This window comes from Paenibacillus sp. J22P15 (assembly GCF_056269345.1).
Genome location: NZ_JBWDNT010000021.1, coordinates 62,896 through 79,296 on the forward strand (window position 1 = coordinate 62,896; position 16,401 = coordinate 79,296).

The window sequence follows — 16,401 nt, forward strand, 5'->3', positions numbered from 1 at the left end:
ATTGTTAAAGTTACTCATGTAAGGATCTTACACCGTAGGGGGAAATGAAAATGGCTAATTTCAGAAAAGCAGGATTGCTTCTAGCAGCAGTGGTCATGGTTGTGGTTACTGCCTGCAGCGGTAATACCGGTAAGAACGTAAACAAGGAAGAAGCAGGTTCAACGAATACTAGTTCAGCTGATAGCGTATTCGCTGCTGGTAAATACGATCCACCGATTGAATTCAGTACAGTATTAATGCCTATCAAGAACTATGGCGGTAAAGGCGATACGAAGGAAAACAATGTCCACGATCGTTGGATGCTAGAAACACTTGGTATGAAACATAAGGATACATGGTATCCAGCTAGTGATGATCAATACAGACAAAAGCTTCAACTTGCTATTTCTTCAGGCGAGAAGCTTCCGGATTTCGTAAAAGTACCGACAAACGCTGTCTTGACTAACCAACTAATCGATTCTGGTCAGTTTATTGCAATCGATGAGCTGTTTGACAAGTACGCAACTAAAGTTTGGAAGGACCATGCTGAGAAGAATCCTGAGCTTTGGTATCCGTTCACAAGAGATGGCAAGAAATACAATGTGCCATTGATGGAATACACGAACAATGACAACACGCTGCTTTGGCTTCGTGAAGATTGGATGGAGAAGCTGAAACTAGATGCTCCAAAAACAATTGCAGATCTTGATGTTATTATGGACAAATTCAAAAACGAAAACCCTGATGGTCTGGCACCTAAGGATGTTTATCCACTAGCGATTTCTTTGAAAGGCGCTACGAACACGTGGATGGGCGGTCTTGATTGGTTATTCGGCGCTTATGGTTCTGTACAAGAGCAATGGAACAAAGATAAAGATGGAAACCTTGAATATGGTTCCGTTAATCCAGGAGCGAAAGCAGCACTTGCTAAGCTACAGGAATGGATGGACAAAGGATATATCCATGCAGACTCCGCGTTGTGGGATGAAGGCAAGTCAGCTGAAAGCTGGACAAAAGGCGCAGCAGGCATCTTGCCAGGCGCAAACTGGGTACCAGATTGGCCGGCTCCAGATTTGCTGAAAAACGTACCAGGCTCAAAATATAAAGCTTATCCAGTACCGGCAGGTCCGGATGGTCATATGGGTACAAAATGGCAGAACTCCGGCGTTAACGCTAGTATTATGATTAATAAGGATGCGAAGCATCCAGAAGCAATTTTCTTGTACTACAACTACTTGCTTGATAACCTAGCGAATCCTGCTGTGGGCAGCGAGTATGAGTTTGGTTTTGCTAAAGGTTATGACTGGGATATCATTGATGGCGAGCCAACAAGCAATAAAGACAAAATTGCTGGATTCACTAACGAGTTCCCGTTCATCACAGGTCCAGCACGTATTCCTGATCTGTTCATGACAACTTTGGTTAAGCTTGCTGAAGGTGCTACTCCAGAAACACCTTACGAGAAGCAAACAGCTGAGTTCCGCAAACCAGAAAACTGGTACGCAGCGAAAGTTGTTATGGATCAAAAAGACATCCGTAAGCAAAACTACTTTACAGGTGCAGCAACTGAAACGATGGTTTCGAAATGGAACCTTCTGCGTCAGTCAGAAATGGAAACTTTCAACAAAATCATCTACGGCAAATTGCCGGTTGATGCTTTCGATGAGTTCGTAGCTAGCTGGAAAGCTAATGGCGGAGATCAAATCACGAAAGAAGTTAACGAATGGTTCCAATCGGTTTCAAAATAATAAGGTGAATTGAGAAGCCCGCAGAGATTTCTGCGGGCTTTTCTTATTGGTCTTTCCTTCATACATGATTTCATCAAAAATGTTATATGTATATATAAACCCATCGAACACTCATTGAGCTCCTAAAGGGCTGGAAGGAGAGACGTCTATGAAAGCGGATGGTGTGTTTGAGGGCGGGGGAGTAAGGGGGATTGCATTCATTGGCGCCATACAAGAAATGGAGGCAAGTGGATACCAGTGGGAACGCTTAGCGGGAACATCCGCCGGTGCCGTCGTGGCTGCGCTTCTGGCTTGTGGGTATAGTAGCCGTGAATTAATAGAAATCATGAATACACTCGATTATTCCCGCTTACTTGGAAAAACATGGGTTCATTATTTGCCCTTTGTCGGCAAAGCGCTTCCGCTTCTTTTTCGTTCAGGAATCTACTTAAACACACCATTGGAAGACAAGTTAACGTACTGGCTGAACCAAAAAGGTGTGTCTACCTTTGCGGACTTGCCGGAGGGAAAGCTGAAAATTATTGCTTCTGATATTAGCAGCGGAAAGATGCTAGTTCTGCCTGATGATCTGTCACGCTATGGTATTTCTCCTTCCCAGTTCCCGATAGCCGCCGCGGTAAGGATGAGTACAACGATTCCTTACTTCTTCCAGCCTTACCGATTGAAAACAAAGCTAAGAAGAAATCCGTTTTATATCCTCGATGGGGGGATTCTCAGCAACTATCCAATCTGGCTCTTTGATGTAGAGGGGATTCCGAACTGGCCCACGTTTGGATTTCGGTTATTAGGAGAGCGTACGGAAACCCCATTTCATGACATTCGTGGTCCCATTTCTATGTTTCGTGCCATGTTCCAGACAATGCTTAAAGCTCATGACCTACGGCACGTAGATAGTCATTCCGAAAGCCGGACTGTTTTTATCCCAACGGGCCGAGTGGGTGCTACTCAGTTTGATCTCAGTGCAGAAGACCGGGATTTGCTGTTTAACTTCGGGCAAAATGCAGCTCGAAAATTTCTGGATGGTTGGGACTATGAGAAGTACATTAAGGAATTTCGTGTTTCGAAAGAACACTAGTAGACTGTAGAAGACGTTACACTGAATCTTTTCCCCATGATGGTTGCACCCCTTGCTTTAATTGGAACTAGCTTTTGGGGCAAGTATGTTTCTTTTTTTAGCTGTTACAGCTATGTTATAATGTTGACAAGATTTAATCTGAAATAGGCTGTCATTGCAATGTTCTTACCGAAAATTCGGTTTTCCGCTTTGAGAATATAAAGCTTTTAATGTTAAAACGCCTCCTTAGTGAGGCATTCTTTTTTTTCAAATAATAGGGGGATAGCTTAGATGATCTATATTTGCAAAATTGAACTGGATGATATTGCTCAGAGAATATGGCGTCAATTTCAGTTTCATCCGGAGATTACGTTTCATCAGCTTCATAAAATCATACAAGTGATAATGGGCTGGGAAGATTACCATTTGTATGAGTTTCATATCGGTGGACAAGTCATTGGTTTACCTATCCCGACATTCGAGGATATGGAAACACGTGAAGTGCTGAATGCGCGGAGAGAAATTGTCATCAAGCATTTGCAAATGGAAAATACGGAATTCTCCTACATCTATGATTTTGGAGATAATTGGCGGCACACAATTAAGTTAGAGAAAATAGATACGTCAGCATCTGCGGTTATCTCTCCCATTTGTTTGGGAGGAGAGCGCAGCTGTCCTCAGGAGGATGTTGGCGGCGTGTGGGGTCATCAGAATATGATGGAAGCGCTGCTTAATCCGATTCATCCGGAACATGAAGAAATTAAAGAATGGCTTAGAGAAGGATATGATCCTGAGAGTTTTCACTGTGACGAAGTGAATGACAAGCTTCGCCAGCGGAGAATAATACCGAAATCACTTCTACCGCAAGTCGAGGATAAAAAGCCAGTAAAGCTGACCAAGACGTCTCTGAACAAGTATTTGAAGCGCATGAGCCATGAACAGTTGATGGAACTTGTAAAAGAATGCTATGGCACCAGCAAAGACATGGAGCGGTTTCTCGCCGTTAAAATGTTGGGGGAAGAAGCGGTAGAGTCGCTATTTTATGAATATTGCAAAAAAGTCGAACATGAATTTTTCCCCCAGCGGGGCCACGGAAAGCTGAGGCTGCAGGAGACGAAAAAGGCAATATCCGAATTCGAAAAACTGACGGGCAGCGAGAAATACAGTTTTGAGCTAAAGCTGCTCTACGTCGAGATGGGCGTTTCTTTCACCCTTACCTATGGCGATAGCGACGTTCGGTTTTACGAAAGCATGGAATCGATGTATGCAGATGTGATTCGGATGGTGAATTTTGATGATACTGCTGAACTGTTCGATGAATTCGAGTAAACGAATTAGCTCGATCGTGTCGGATACGAACGGAATCGGTTGGGGCTTTCACGATACTTTATCCTATATGCACGATCAAATAAGATGGATTTAATAGCATTTAAGAATAAGGTTGAGACGTATGCTAGCTTATAGCAGCGTCTTTTTTTTGCTTCAAGCTTTGGGACTCGAATTTTCTCGAAGAAGGACTATTTTAATATTCTGTCGAAATCTACCAAGTAAATCGGGGGGAAGTATGGAAGTAGAGCCCAGCATGTTGATAAAGTCAATAAAGCTAAACAAACAACCTAGGAGGCCCCAAATGCCCATATACAATAAATTAGTCCGTGATCGGATACCGGAAATTATTATGAAGCAAGGTAAAACATTAAGCACAAGAATTCTTAATGACGAAGAGTATCTGACTGAGCTGCGTGCGAAGCTGGTAGAGGAAACGAATGAGTATCTTGAAGCACAATCTAGTGTCGAAGCGGTAGAGGAGCTCGCAGATATTATGGAGCTGCTTCATGCACTTGCGGAGGCACATGGCGTTACGGCTCAGAAGCTGGAACAAGTGCGTGCCGAGAAGGCTGAAAAGCGTGGAGGGTTTAAGGAGCGTATCTACCTCATTGAGGTGGAAGATGCCTAATATTAAGCTGATTACAGAGAATTTAGCAGATGAACTGATCCCCAGTATTCAGAAGGCTTCGGGGATCTATATTTTGACCTCATTTGTGATGGATTCTGGTGTAAGGCTGCTTGCGCCATACTTAAAGGAAGCGATGAGCAGAGGAGCGGAGGTAAAGCTGCTTGCTGGTGATTATTTATTTGTATCGCAGCCTGAGGCACTTCGTTCATTATTAAGTATTCACCCGAATATAGAAGCAAGATTATGGAGGAGTCGCGGAGCATCATTTCACCCCAAAGCCTATTTATTTGATTATGGGGATGGACAAGGCTTGTTTATAGTCGGCTCGTCTAATTTGTCTTTGTCTGCTTTTCGCATGGGCGTGGAATGGAATTTAGCTGTAAACGCGCAGGCGGAGCCTTTTACATTTCGGCACGCATTAGACAACTTCATGAAAAACTTCTATCACGAGTTTACTCAGCCGCTCAATGAAACAACGATTAATTATTATGAAACAGCTTACCTTGCCTATCATCAAAAATACCCTGAGCTGGTACAGTCGATCTCTGAACTGGAGGAGTCGGAACTCATGCTCCCGCAGAAGGAACAGAAGCTGGAGGAAGGTATGCCCTATGATAAGACAGTAGTCCTTTCTCCAAGACCGGCGCAGCTTGGAGCACTCGAAGCACTCGATATAACGTATGCAGAGGGCTACGATAAAGCAATGATCGTAATGGCGACAGGGCTTGGAAAAACATACTTGGCAGGATTTTTCGCTAAAGAAAGATTTGAACGTGTACTATTTGTGGCTCATCGAGAGGAAATATTAGAGCAAGCGAAGCGTTCATTTCTACATATTATGCCAAACAAGACAGCGGGATTATATAACGGGTCTGAAAAAGAAACCGGAACGGATTTTGTATTTGCGTCTATTTATACGTTGAGCGCCAAAATGCATCGTGAGCGGTTTGATCCACAGGCTTTCGATTTAATTGTTATCGATGAATTTCACCATGCGGCTGCTAAATCGTATCATTCGGTGTTGACGTATTTTCAACCTCAATTCTTACTCGGCATAACGGCGACACCGGATCGGATGGACGGAAAAGACGTTTATGCCATTTGCGATGGAAATGTTGCCTATCAGCTGCATTTTATTGAAGCGATTCAAAAAGGCTGGCTGAGTCCTTTTCATTATTATGGTGTTTACGATGACACGGATTATTCTAAGTTAACATGGCTGGGTTCGAAGTATGATGAGAGCGAGCTGCTCGCAGTTCAACTTCGTGAGGAAATGGCTGCTCATATATATGAGGCTTGGAATCGTCATAAGCAAACGCGTACTATTGCATTTTGCTCATCGATTATTCAGGCTAACTTTCTGTCTGACTTTTTCTCGATGAAGGGCGTAGCAAGCTTGAGCTTGCATTCGGATACTCGTTCTATGACGAGACAGGAAGCGATTAAAAGGTTGGAAAATGAAGAGCTTCAAGTTATTTTCACAGTAGATTTATTCAATGAAGGAGTCGATATTCCGTCTGTCGATACGCTGCTGTTTGTAAGACCAACGCAATCACTTACGGTATTTACCCAGCAGGTGGGAAGAGGTCTTCGTCTACATGAGGGAAAGAGTGCTTGTACCATTATCGATTTAATCGGCAACTATCGTAATGCAGATATAAAGCTAAGTCTATTTCAAACTGTAGTTAGTAATGATGACGATGGGAAAAGAGACAGTATAACGCCGATCCCTCCAATTGGCTGCGTAATTGAGCTGGATACGAATGTGATAAATATGCTTGAAGAGCTGGCTCGCAAGAAGCAGCCTCGTAAGGATAAGCTTCGTAGTGTATATCTGGATGTCAAAGAAGAACTCGGTCGTCGTCCTCATTATTTGGAACTGCATCTTCTGGGGAATGTGAGCAGCAAGGAGTATCGTCAGGAATTCGGCTCCTATGTAGGCTTTCTCTATTGGTGCAAGGAGCTTGATGAGCATGAGGCAGCGATTTATTTGCAATTTGAACGATGGTTGAAGGAAGTGGAAAGCACGTTGATGGCCAAAAGCTATAAAATGGTGCTTCTACTTGCGATGCTGGATAGAGGGGCTACGGGTTGGACGGCTCCCATTAATGCGCGCGATGCGGCTCCATTCTTTCATCGTTATTTAACGGAGAAGGAATATCGGAGAAACATTGATTTTGCGGATAAGGAAACGACGAGGCTAAAGGAATATGACGTACATAAAGTTGCGGCTCTGATCGCCCGCATGCCGATGAGCAAGTGGAGCGGAAGCTCGAAGGGGCAGATCACGTTTGATGGTGGGGAGTTTAAGCTTCAGCTGGAGATCCAGCAGGAGCAGGTCGAGCAGGTGTATGCTTGGACGAAGGAGATTTGTGAGTATCGGCTTCATGGGTATTTTGAGAAGAAGGGGGATTCGGTGGTTTAGATTTTTCAATTTCTACAGAGCTTTAGACATCTTGATAAAAGCAGAGGTGCGCCATGAAGCAAGGCCTTTACGAGCAAATTATCAATAACGTTACGACGAGACAGTTATCTGCTCTTGACCCGGCATTATACGAGTTTGGGAAAGAGCTGCTTGACCCTGAGGAAGCAAGAAAGCTGCTTTCCAACTATTTAGCGGTAGTGACGAGGCGAGCATTGAAAGTAATAAGGGAGCAGAATAGCAATGATGAAGAGGCTGTTTTTGCACAAGTAAGAACTTGTAATGATATTATATCGACCTTAAAGGATAGTCTAGGACAGTCTGAGTATAACGACTTGCAATTGAACGAGCAGGGTGAGGTACTCACCTATGTGTATTCTAAACTAAATCATATTCGTAGTATTAAGAATGAGAAAGTGTTACGTCCCACGACTCCATTATCGCAAAGTTCTTTATTTACTGGTGCCCATTCGGAACCCAATATGATGAGTGAGCTGCAGCATGAGATTGTATCCGCAGATGGAATTGACCTGCTCGTTTCTTTTATCAAATGGAGTGGTCTGCGTTGTTTAATGGAGCAATTAGAGCAGTTTACTTCAAATGGAGGTAAACTTCGGGTCATCACCACAACATATATGGAAGCTACTGATTATAAAGCTGTCATGGAGTTGAGCAAGCTTACCAACACAGAGATTAAAGTATCGTATGATACTGATCGTACACGGCTTCATGCGAAGGCCTATGTGTTCAAACGTGATACAGGCTTTACTACGGCATATGTGGGATCTTCTAATCTGTCTAACCCAGCACTTACAAGCGGATTGGAATGGAATCTTAAGATTACGGAGAAGGATTCGTTTGATGTACTTAAGAAGATTGAAGCGACCTTCGAGAGCTACTGGAATGATAGGGAATTCAAAAGCTTCCTTTCAACAGACGCCGAGCATGAGCAGTTACTCAAGCAAGCATTGGGAAGAAAGAAAGAGCAGGAGCGTAACACTCTAACCTTCCAATTTGATATTACACCCTATGACTACCAGAAGGATATATTGGAAAAGCTAGAGGCGCAGAGAATCCTTTACGGTAAAATGAAAAATCTTCTTGTGGCTGCAACTGGCGTTGGGAAGACGGTTATTTCTGCATTCGACTATAAAAGATATGCTCAGCGAAACGTAAGGGCTCGCCTTCTCTTCGTCGCGCATCGTGAAGAGATACTGAAGCAGAGTATGGATTCTTTTCGCTACATTATGAAAGATTTAAATTTTGGTGAGCTGCATGTAGGGAGTAATCAAGCAACATCGATCGATCATTTGTTTATTAGCATTCAAAGCTTCAACTCGCTCAAGTTAGCTGAAATGACTACTAGCGATTTTTATGATTTTATTATTGTGGACGAGTTTCATCATGCAGCAGCTCCATCGTATCAAAGGCTTCTTTTACACTACCAGCCACATATCTTGTTGGGCTTAACGGCAACACCGGAACGAATGGATGGTAAAGACATTCTTCATTACTTTGATGATTCTATAGCTGCTGAGATTCGATTAACAGATGCAATAGATCGTAAGCTCTTGTGCCCATTCCATTATTTCGGTGTGACGGACAGTGTGGATTTGACGCAAGTGAAATGGTCTAGGCGCGGCTATGATCTTCAGGAATTAGAAAACCTATATACTAACAATAAAATACGCGCTACTCAAATTTTAAATAGTCTTAGAAAATACGTTGCTGACCTCAATGACGTCAAAGGCCTCGGTTTCTGTGTGAGTGTAGATCATGCTATGTATATGGCTAAAGTATTTACGGAAGCGGGGTTACCTGCAATCGCATTGCACGGTCGCTCCAGCGATGCGGAACGTGATCAAGCCAAAGGGCTACTCGGTAAAGGCGAAGTGAAAATGATCTTCGTCGTTGACTTGTATAATGAAGGGATAGATATACCCGTTGTTAATACGATTCTGTTTCTTCGTCCTACAGAAAGCTTAACAGTTTTCCTGCAGCAGCTCGGTCGTGGCTTACGCTTAGCTGAGGATAAGGAATGTCTAACTGTTCTTGATTTCATTGGTCAGGCTCATAAGGAGTATAATTTTCAAGACAAGTTTAGGGCTTTGTTAGGTAAAACGAAACGTTCTGTTCAGCACTATGTTGAGCATGGGTTCTCTAGCTTACCAAGAGGCAGCTTCATTCAGTTGGAGAAACAAGCAAAAGAGCACATTCTGAACAGTTTGAAGCAGTCAACGAGCAATCGTAAGAGTCTTATTAATAAGATGAAGTATTTTGAAGGGGATACAGGGCAAAAACTGACACTTGAGAACTTCGTTCGCTATCATGGGATGAATTTGTATGAATTTTATGGTGGTAGGACGGGTAAAAGGACTTTTCATGGTTTAATGGTAGAGGCTGGATTAAAAGAGGCATTTGAGTTTGAAAACATAGATTATGTTACCAAGCGTATTCCTGCCCTGTTAAATCTTAATTCACGGAGACTGTTAAAATTTCTCATTTCATACCTAGAAGAGGAGAATATGGTGCATTCCGAGGAAGAGAGGATAATGCTCTGTTTATTCTATTATACCTTCTATAGGGCTGAGCCTGAGAAGCAGGGCTTCAGCGATATTGATCATGGAATTCGATCAGCTCTAGTCTGCCGAGAATTCTACGAAGAGGTATTGGATATTTTGAAATTTAACCTTTCGCATATCGAATTCGTAGACAAAAGAAATAACTTCCCATATGCTTGTCCGTTAGATCTGCATTGTCGTTATTCAACCGATCAGATATTGGCGGCATTCGGATTTTGGAACGAAGAGAAGGCTCCTAGCTTCCGAGAAGGAGTAAAGTATTTTGAGAGTAAGGAAACAGACATTTTCTTCATTACACTAAATAAATCGGATAAAGATTTCTCTCCATCCACGTTGTATGAGGATTATGCCATTAATGAACGTTTGTTTCATTGGCAAACGCAAAGCCGAACATCTGAGGAATCGAATACAGCACAGAGATATATTCATCACAAGAGGCTTGGTAATCGGATTGTCCTCTTCGTTCGCGAATATAAAGAAGAGAATAATGCTACTTCCCCTTTTGTGTTTCTGGGAGAAGCGGAGTATGTAAGGCATGAGGGGAATAAGCCTATGAGCATTATTTGGCGACTCAAGGAGGAAATGCCTCCAGCACTAGTACCAGCGGCTAATAAAGTAATCGTATAGGATGTGAACAAATATGATTGAGGTAGCGGCCGCAATTATTGAAGATGATCAAGGCAGGCTATTAATTGCAAAACGCTCCTATGGTAAAGCTCAAGCAGGTTTGTGGGAATTTCCAGGCGGTAAGCTGGAACAGAATGAATCCCCGCAGGACTGTCTTCGAAGAGAGCTGTTAGAGGAGATGAGTATCGATATTATGCCGTATGAATGGTTTGGAGAGAACGACCATTATTATGATACTGTCCACATACGTTTAATCGCTTATAAAGCGACTTTTGTAGGTGGAACAGTTAAATTAGTAGACCATGATGAATATCGATGGGTGCATCGGAATGAACTGATTGATTATATTTTTGCACCTGCGGATATTAAGTTTGTAGAGTTGTTAATGCAGCAGGGGGAGTGAATGTGGTAGTTTATCAGAATCAAGACAAGCAGGATGGAATGGAGCTATTCGGGTTGCGAATTGAATAGGTAGAACAAGTGTAGAATTACTATTTCTCCTTTTTCTCATACAAATCTCGCCAAGATGGTTTATACTAAAATCAACTGAAATAAATCGAATTAGAGGTGAAAGAGGATGGCTTATATGGTCCCGGAGGTTATCCGGACGAGTGCGACTGCTGGGGAACGGTTACTGTTTGGGACGCTGAAGGATCATCTGCCGAGCGATTATGTGGTTTATTTTGAACCGGAAATAAAGGGGAATCGTCCCGCCTTCGTTATCATAGGCCCCGATCTCGGATTGGTCGTTCTGGAAGTGAAGGATTATACGAAATCTGCTTTATTCGAGGTTGACCGTGACGAGTGGCTGCTTCATGCATCAGGCGGGCAAATGGAAGCCGTTCAGAATCCATATCTCCAAGCAAGGGAGAGTCTACGGCATGTGATGGACGAGCTTGAGAAGGACGAAAGCCTCACTGAACGGGAAGGAAAATTTCAAGGAAAACTCAAATTTCCTTATGGCTTCGGATCGGTTTTTACACGGATGAAGCAGAAGGATTTCATAGAACATAGCCTATACGATGTGATTTCTGAGCAGTTTGTACTTTGCAGAGACGAAGTAGACCCGGATGATGCAGGGTTTACCGCCGATTCTTTCATTGAGAAAATCCATGGTATGTTCGCGGCAAGGCAACGCAAGCAGTACATTTTATCACAGGATGAAATTAAGGCTATTCGTAATCACATTATTCCTGAGGTGCGGATCAGCGCGGAATTTCGCCAGCCTTTGAATCAGAAGCAACAGGAGCAGTTCGTGTTGTCGCTTCACAATATTAAAGGGATGGATCCACACCAGGAAAATATGGCAGAGCAACTCGGTGATCGTCACCGGTTAATTCGCGGCGTGGCTGGGAGCGGCAAAACGCTTGTCCTCGCCAGTCGTGCCAAGCATCTGGCTAATCATCATCCAGATTGGAAGATTCTTGTCCTCTGCAGCAGTATCGCTTTATCTCGAAGTCTTCGGCAAATGATTGACCGCAAGATGGAGGAGCCGGAGGATTTGCTCGACTGGATTAGACTTGCTGAACAAAAAGAAGGAAAGCCTCGTGAGCAAAACGTCGAGGTTTACAATTTTCATGAGTGGCTGAGAACTGTATTGAACGCAAGGGATACGGATATCTCTGCACTGATCGGCAAGCTGGAGAAGAAGGAAGCGATTTTTCCTGCCTATGAAGCGATTTTGATTGACGAGGGTCAGGATTTTCAGCCGGAATGGCTGAAGCTGCTGAGTTATCTTCTTAATCCAGCGACACAAAATCTGCTGTTGGTTGAGGATCGGGCTCAATCGTTGTTTAAGCGTAAATCGAGCTTACTGCAGGACACAGGGCTAGATTTTCGCGGGCGATCACGTATTCTCTCCATTAATCACCGAAACACGACGCAAATCGCCCAGTTTGCTTGGGATTTCTATCAACGGCATTCACTGCTTCAGAATAAGGTTCAATATGGAGTAGCGAAAGGTGTAGAGATCATTCCTCCTCAAAGTGCTAGGAGAAGCGGTCCAGAGCCCTTGTTGGAGCGTCGCGGAAGCTTTCAGGAAGAGTTGAGGACTGTAATTGAACATATCCGATACTTGCATGACAATTATAAGATTCCTTATTCGGAGATGGTTATCCTGTATCGAGTGAAAGATAACTATTATTCCTCTTACACGGATACAATCCGGAGGGTACTTAAGGGGCAAGGGCTTCCGTTTCACTGGATCACGGATCATGCTGGTACGAATCAAGAGTCGGATATTAACGGCGATGCGATTAATTTATCAGACATTGACGGTGTGAAAGGACTCGATTTCCGGGCGGTCTTTATCGTAAATGCGGAGAATATGCCTTTCTCATTGGAAGAGGTAGAGGAACGCGAGGTATCGCTGTTTTATATTGCTATGACACGCGCATTGGAGTGGCTTCATATCTCCTACAGCGGGGATTCCAAGTTTACGCTTTATTTGGACGAAGTTCAGAAGCTGCGTCAGGAGCAAAAGCTTTCCATAAAGAAGATGGGATAAAGCAGAGGCTGATCCCAGTAAAAACAGGCTGTTCGAGAAATCTCTCGAGCAGCCTATTTCATGATGTTTGAATTAATCCGCGAGCCTCGTTCGTGGGAAATTCTAATATTGACAAACATACGTTTACATTTTAGATTGAATATAAATACATACAAATGTATAAATATTCATGAGAGGTGAAACGATGGTCCATTTATTGTCATTAAAAGAATTCAGCAGAGATACGATTCTTTCCATCATTAACCAGGGAATCGAGATGAAGAAGAACCCAGAGCTCTTTTACAATGCTGCTGAGAGAAAAGGCCTCCTGATGCTTTTTCAGAAAACATCTACACGAACGAATCTCTCCTTTCAATCCGGCATCAATCAGATGGGCGGCTACCCGGTTGTCATGGATTGGGATTCCAGTAACTTCAGTATTTCACCCATTCAGTACGAAGCGCAGTATGCGTCAAGAAACTGCGATGTCATTATGGCTAGATTGAAGAAGCATTCCGATGTGCTGGAACTAGCTAAGTATTCTAAGGTGCCTGTGATCAATGGCTGCTGCGACAAATATCACCCTTGCCAAGCTTTAGCAGACTTGATGACGATCTATGAAGTAGCAGGTACGTTTACAGGAATTACACTCACTTATGTTGGGATTCATAACAATGTGGCCAATTCGCTCGTAGCAGGATGTGTGACGCTAGGAATTAAGCTTTTATTGGTTACACCAATCATTAACACACCTTCCTGGGATGAAGAGCTAATGCAGGCAGCATATCAAAGCGGATACGTCGAGAAGGTTGAACAATTGTCTTCTGCAGTATCTAGATCTGATTTTGTATATACAGACACTTGGATTGATATGGAGTTTTACGATGAGAGTCATTACGAGGAAGAGAAAAATCGGAGAATGGAGCAGATGCTGCCTTATCAGTTCAGCAAAGCCAATCTAAGCGGATACTCTCCTTACATCATGCATGACATGCCTATCCATCCGGGTTTTGAAATAGAAGAGGAGCTGGTTGAATCGGAACGCTCCATTATTTATCAGCAAGCAGAAAATAGAATGCATGTTCAAAAAGCTGTGCTTATATATATGTTGCAATTACACCACACGATAATATTCGCTTGACGCTATGTGGTAATCAAAAAGCTCAACCTCGCGTGATGGCGGTGATGAGCTTTTTTTTGCTTATTCATTTGTTTGAGAGAATTCAGGCATTACGATCAGATTCTAAAATTTGCATAACCTGCATCATCGTATCATTAAATTCGATGTCATCATGATTCCATATGATAACATCGGCATGCTGCATATACTCGCTGGTTAGTTCAACCTCTTCGGCTTTTTTCACCCTCTTAAGGTTCTCCTCGGCAAGTCCGCCTCTAGCTGCCATTCTTCTATTAATAGATTCGATATTTGCACCTACGTAGACAGCCACTATATTCGTGTATCGTTTTTTTAGAGCGAGCACACCAGCTAAATCAAGTACAATGTGGGCTTTACCGTCTTGATCTAATCCCTCTTCGATGCTGGATTTGAGTGTTCCGTAATAATGATCGTTATACTGCGTCCACTCGATGAAGGAATTTGTTTGAATATGATCTTGAAAAAGCGGGACGTCCATAAAAATATAATGAATCCCAGCTTCTTCATTCGGTCTAGGTGCTCTTGTTGTTGCTGTAATGATCTTTTGGACACCGCGACTGGTTAGTTCTTTCTGTATTTCTGATTTTCCTGATGCGGAAGGACCGTAAAATGCGAATATTTTCCCCAAACGAAAGCTCTCCTTTAATCATTTTTCATCTATCACTTCTAATAAAGATCGTATATTGTTAAAATATCTCTAAATTACAATGAGCTGGGAGCGAGTCTATGATTCTCTATAAAAACTCATCAAATTCATTTTATAATGATATGGATATTCAAAGGCATATTAATACAGAAAATGCGAAGCAAAGAATTTCAATTCGAGATGATTTTGAACGTGATTTTGGCAGAGTCATTCACTCAGCGGCATTTCGCCGCTTGCAGTCCAAGACGCAGGTTATCGGGATCAGCGAAGGAGACTTTCACAGAACGCGCCTTACACATTCCCTTGAAGTATCTCAAATTGTTAGAGGAATTGCCACAACCTTAAATGAAAAAAACAATATTTTTAAAGAGTCGGAGAGTAAGATAGACATTTCTCTTATTGAAGCTGCTGCGTTAGCTCATGATTTGGGGCATCCTCCATTCGGACATCAAGGAGAGCGTGCGTTGAATAAATGTATGAGCGTATTCGATCTTAACTTTGAGGGTAATGCACACACGTTCAGGCTTTTGACAAATATAGACGGGGATATGGAGACGGGGCTTGATTTAACAAGAGCTGCTTTATTGTCCATATTGAAATACCCAGCTGGTATGAAACAAGTTAATAATCCCATGATTACGGGAAAACCTCCCAAAAGCAGTGTTTTTGAAGAGGACGAGCAGGTATTTCAGTGGGTTATTGAAAGCTTTTCGCCGGAAGAAAAGGCCTATTTCATGCAAGTATCTGACTTTCAGGATGGTAAGCATAAGAAGACATTAAATAAAACGTTCGAATGCTCCATTATTGAGCTGGCTGATGATATCGCTTACGCGACCTATGATTTAGAGGATGCATTCAAGCTTAATATGATTAAAATAGATGATCTATGGGAGGTAGCGAAGAAGCACAGCCATATTTCATCAGCTAGGATTGCGAAAGCTTTACGGGTACTGATGGAGAATAGCAGCGAGCGGAATAAACAAACGAAGCGTATTTTCGCAGATTTGGTTTCTGGATTTATACATGAGATTTCAATCGTTGAGTCCCAGCCTGCCTTTTCATCTAACCGGTTGCGCTATAAGGCAGTAATAACTGAGGATGCAATGGATTTGTTAGAGGATTTGAAAAAGCTGGTCGAAACGCACGTTATTTTCTCACAGAAGGTTCAAACCTTTGAATGGCGCGGCGGCAAAATAATTGAAAAGCTCTTCGACGCTATGTTCAATGATAAAAATTTGCTTTCTGAGGATAAAAAGCTAAGCTGGCATGCATCTGACGATAGGAAGAATGCAAGACTGGTTTGTGATTACATTGCTGGGATGACGGATACCTATGCATTAAAGATGTATTCTCGTTTATATGAAGCTGCTGGAGGCAGATTGTTTGATATTTAATCCGCTTTAAGAGTTGAAACCTTATTATAGCTAGGTTCAAGCACTTTCCTTTTGTGATGGCAGGTGCTTGATAATAGAAGAAGATTTGAACGCCATTATATAGAAGGAAAAGAATAATAGCACCTATGTAAATCTAGCGATTCTAAAGTTTATAAACTTTTTTTCGAAAAACACTTGCAATAGTAGTCTAGTACATGGTATATTCTATTTCTGGCCGAGAGACACACGCGGACAGCGAGAAAAACAAGCAACACAAACGAAAGAATAGATTGCTCTTTGAAAACTGAACAACGAGTAATAAACTGCCCTTACGATTCTAACGAATCGTGAGAAAAAGCGATAAAAAAG

At 42.6% G+C, this 16,401-nt stretch carries 11 protein-coding genes; 10 read left to right on the top strand and 1 reads right to left on the bottom strand.

Annotation, left to right across the window (positions count from 1 at the left end; all coding sequences use genetic code 11):
- Positions 1–50 precede the first annotated feature (50 nt).
- From AC0YN6_RS26040 to AC0YN6_RS26080, 9 genes are all read left to right on the top strand, one after another.
- Positions 51–1,727, top strand: a complete 1,677-nt coding sequence (locus AC0YN6_RS26040) for a type 2 periplasmic-binding domain-containing protein (protein ID WP_475750595.1) — start codon at positions 51–53, stop codon at positions 1,725–1,727.
- Positions 1,728–1,875: 148 nt separating this feature from the next.
- A complete protein-coding gene (locus AC0YN6_RS26045) occupies positions 1,876–2,802 on the top strand; it encodes a patatin-like phospholipase family protein (protein WP_475750597.1) in 927 nt (308 codons plus the stop codon).
- A gap of 270 nt (positions 2,803–3,072) precedes the next feature.
- Entirely contained in the window at positions 3,073–4,110 is a 1,038-nt protein-coding gene (locus AC0YN6_RS26050) for a plasmid pRiA4b ORF-3 family protein (protein ID WP_475750598.1), read from the top strand.
- Positions 4,111–4,411: 301 nt separating this feature from the next.
- Complete coding sequence (locus tag AC0YN6_RS26055; RefSeq protein WP_475750600.1) at positions 4,412–4,738, top strand: pyrophosphohydrolase domain-containing protein; 327 nt, start codon at positions 4,412–4,414, stop codon at positions 4,736–4,738.
- Positions 4,731–7,163, top strand: a complete 2,433-nt coding sequence (locus AC0YN6_RS26060; protein ID WP_475750602.1) for a DEAD/DEAH box helicase family protein — start codon at positions 4,731–4,733, stop codon at positions 7,161–7,163. The genes AC0YN6_RS26055 and AC0YN6_RS26060 overlap by 8 nt, the downstream gene beginning before the upstream one ends.
- A gap of 53 nt (positions 7,164–7,216) precedes the next feature.
- Positions 7,217–10,369, top strand: coding sequence for a DEAD/DEAH box helicase (locus tag AC0YN6_RS26065; RefSeq protein ID WP_475750604.1), 3,153 nt, complete (start codon positions 7,217–7,219; stop codon positions 10,367–10,369).
- A 13-nt stretch (positions 10,370–10,382) separates the two neighbouring features.
- Positions 10,383–10,772 (top strand): (deoxy)nucleoside triphosphate pyrophosphohydrolase, encoded by a 390-nt coding sequence (locus AC0YN6_RS26070; protein ID WP_475750606.1) that lies wholly within the window; start codon positions 10,383–10,385, stop codon positions 10,770–10,772.
- A 174-nt stretch (positions 10,773–10,946) separates the two neighbouring features.
- On the top strand, positions 10,947–12,875 hold the full coding sequence (locus tag AC0YN6_RS26075) for a 3'-5' exonuclease (protein WP_475750608.1): 1,929 nt from the start codon (positions 10,947–10,949) through the stop codon (positions 12,873–12,875).
- A gap of 184 nt (positions 12,876–13,059) precedes the next feature.
- On the top strand, positions 13,060–13,995 hold the full coding sequence (locus tag AC0YN6_RS26080; protein WP_475750610.1) for a Rossmann-fold NAD(P)-binding domain-containing protein: 936 nt from the start codon (positions 13,060–13,062) through the stop codon (positions 13,993–13,995).
- Between the two features lie 82 nt (positions 13,996–14,077).
- Here AC0YN6_RS26080 and AC0YN6_RS26085 read toward each other — a convergent pair whose 3' ends face one another.
- A complete protein-coding gene (locus tag AC0YN6_RS26085; protein WP_475750612.1) occupies positions 14,078–14,641 on the bottom strand; it encodes a guanylate kinase in 564 nt (187 codons plus the stop codon).
- A 98-nt stretch (positions 14,642–14,739) separates the two neighbouring features.
- On the opposite strand from AC0YN6_RS26085, the gene AC0YN6_RS26090 reads away from it, so the two are divergent.
- The gene (locus AC0YN6_RS26090; protein ID WP_475750614.1) at positions 14,740–16,053 is read left to right on the top strand and encodes an anti-phage deoxyguanosine triphosphatase; all 1,314 of its coding nucleotides are present in this window, start codon (positions 14,740–14,742) and stop codon (positions 16,051–16,053) included.
- Positions 16,054–16,401: the final 348 nt, after the last annotated feature.

What these genes read in the sequence shown, in the direction of transcription:
- AC0YN6_RS26040 (WP_475750595.1), top strand. Translation starts at nt 51, where the DNA reads ATGGCTAATTTCAGAAAAGCAGGATTGCTTCTAGCAGCAGTGGTCATG.
- AC0YN6_RS26045 (WP_475750597.1), top strand. Translation starts at nt 1,876, where the DNA reads ATGAAAGCGGATGGTGTGTTTGAGGGCGGGGGAGTAAGGGGGATTGCA.
- AC0YN6_RS26050 (WP_475750598.1), top strand. Translation starts at nt 3,073, where the DNA reads ATGATCTATATTTGCAAAATTGAACTGGATGATATTGCTCAGAGAATA.
- AC0YN6_RS26055 (WP_475750600.1), top strand. Translation starts at nt 4,412, where the DNA reads ATGCCCATATACAATAAATTAGTCCGTGATCGGATACCGGAAATTATT.
- AC0YN6_RS26060 (WP_475750602.1), top strand. Translation starts at nt 4,731, where the DNA reads ATGCCTAATATTAAGCTGATTACAGAGAATTTAGCAGATGAACTGATC.
- AC0YN6_RS26065 (WP_475750604.1), top strand. Translation starts at nt 7,217, where the DNA reads ATGAAGCAAGGCCTTTACGAGCAAATTATCAATAACGTTACGACGAGA.
- AC0YN6_RS26070 (WP_475750606.1), top strand. Translation starts at nt 10,383, where the DNA reads ATGATTGAGGTAGCGGCCGCAATTATTGAAGATGATCAAGGCAGGCTA.
- AC0YN6_RS26075 (WP_475750608.1), top strand. Translation starts at nt 10,947, where the DNA reads ATGGCTTATATGGTCCCGGAGGTTATCCGGACGAGTGCGACTGCTGGG.
- AC0YN6_RS26080 (WP_475750610.1), top strand. Translation starts at nt 13,060, where the DNA reads ATGGTCCATTTATTGTCATTAAAAGAATTCAGCAGAGATACGATTCTT.
- AC0YN6_RS26090 (WP_475750614.1), top strand. Translation starts at nt 14,740, where the DNA reads ATGATTCTCTATAAAAACTCATCAAATTCATTTTATAATGATATGGAT.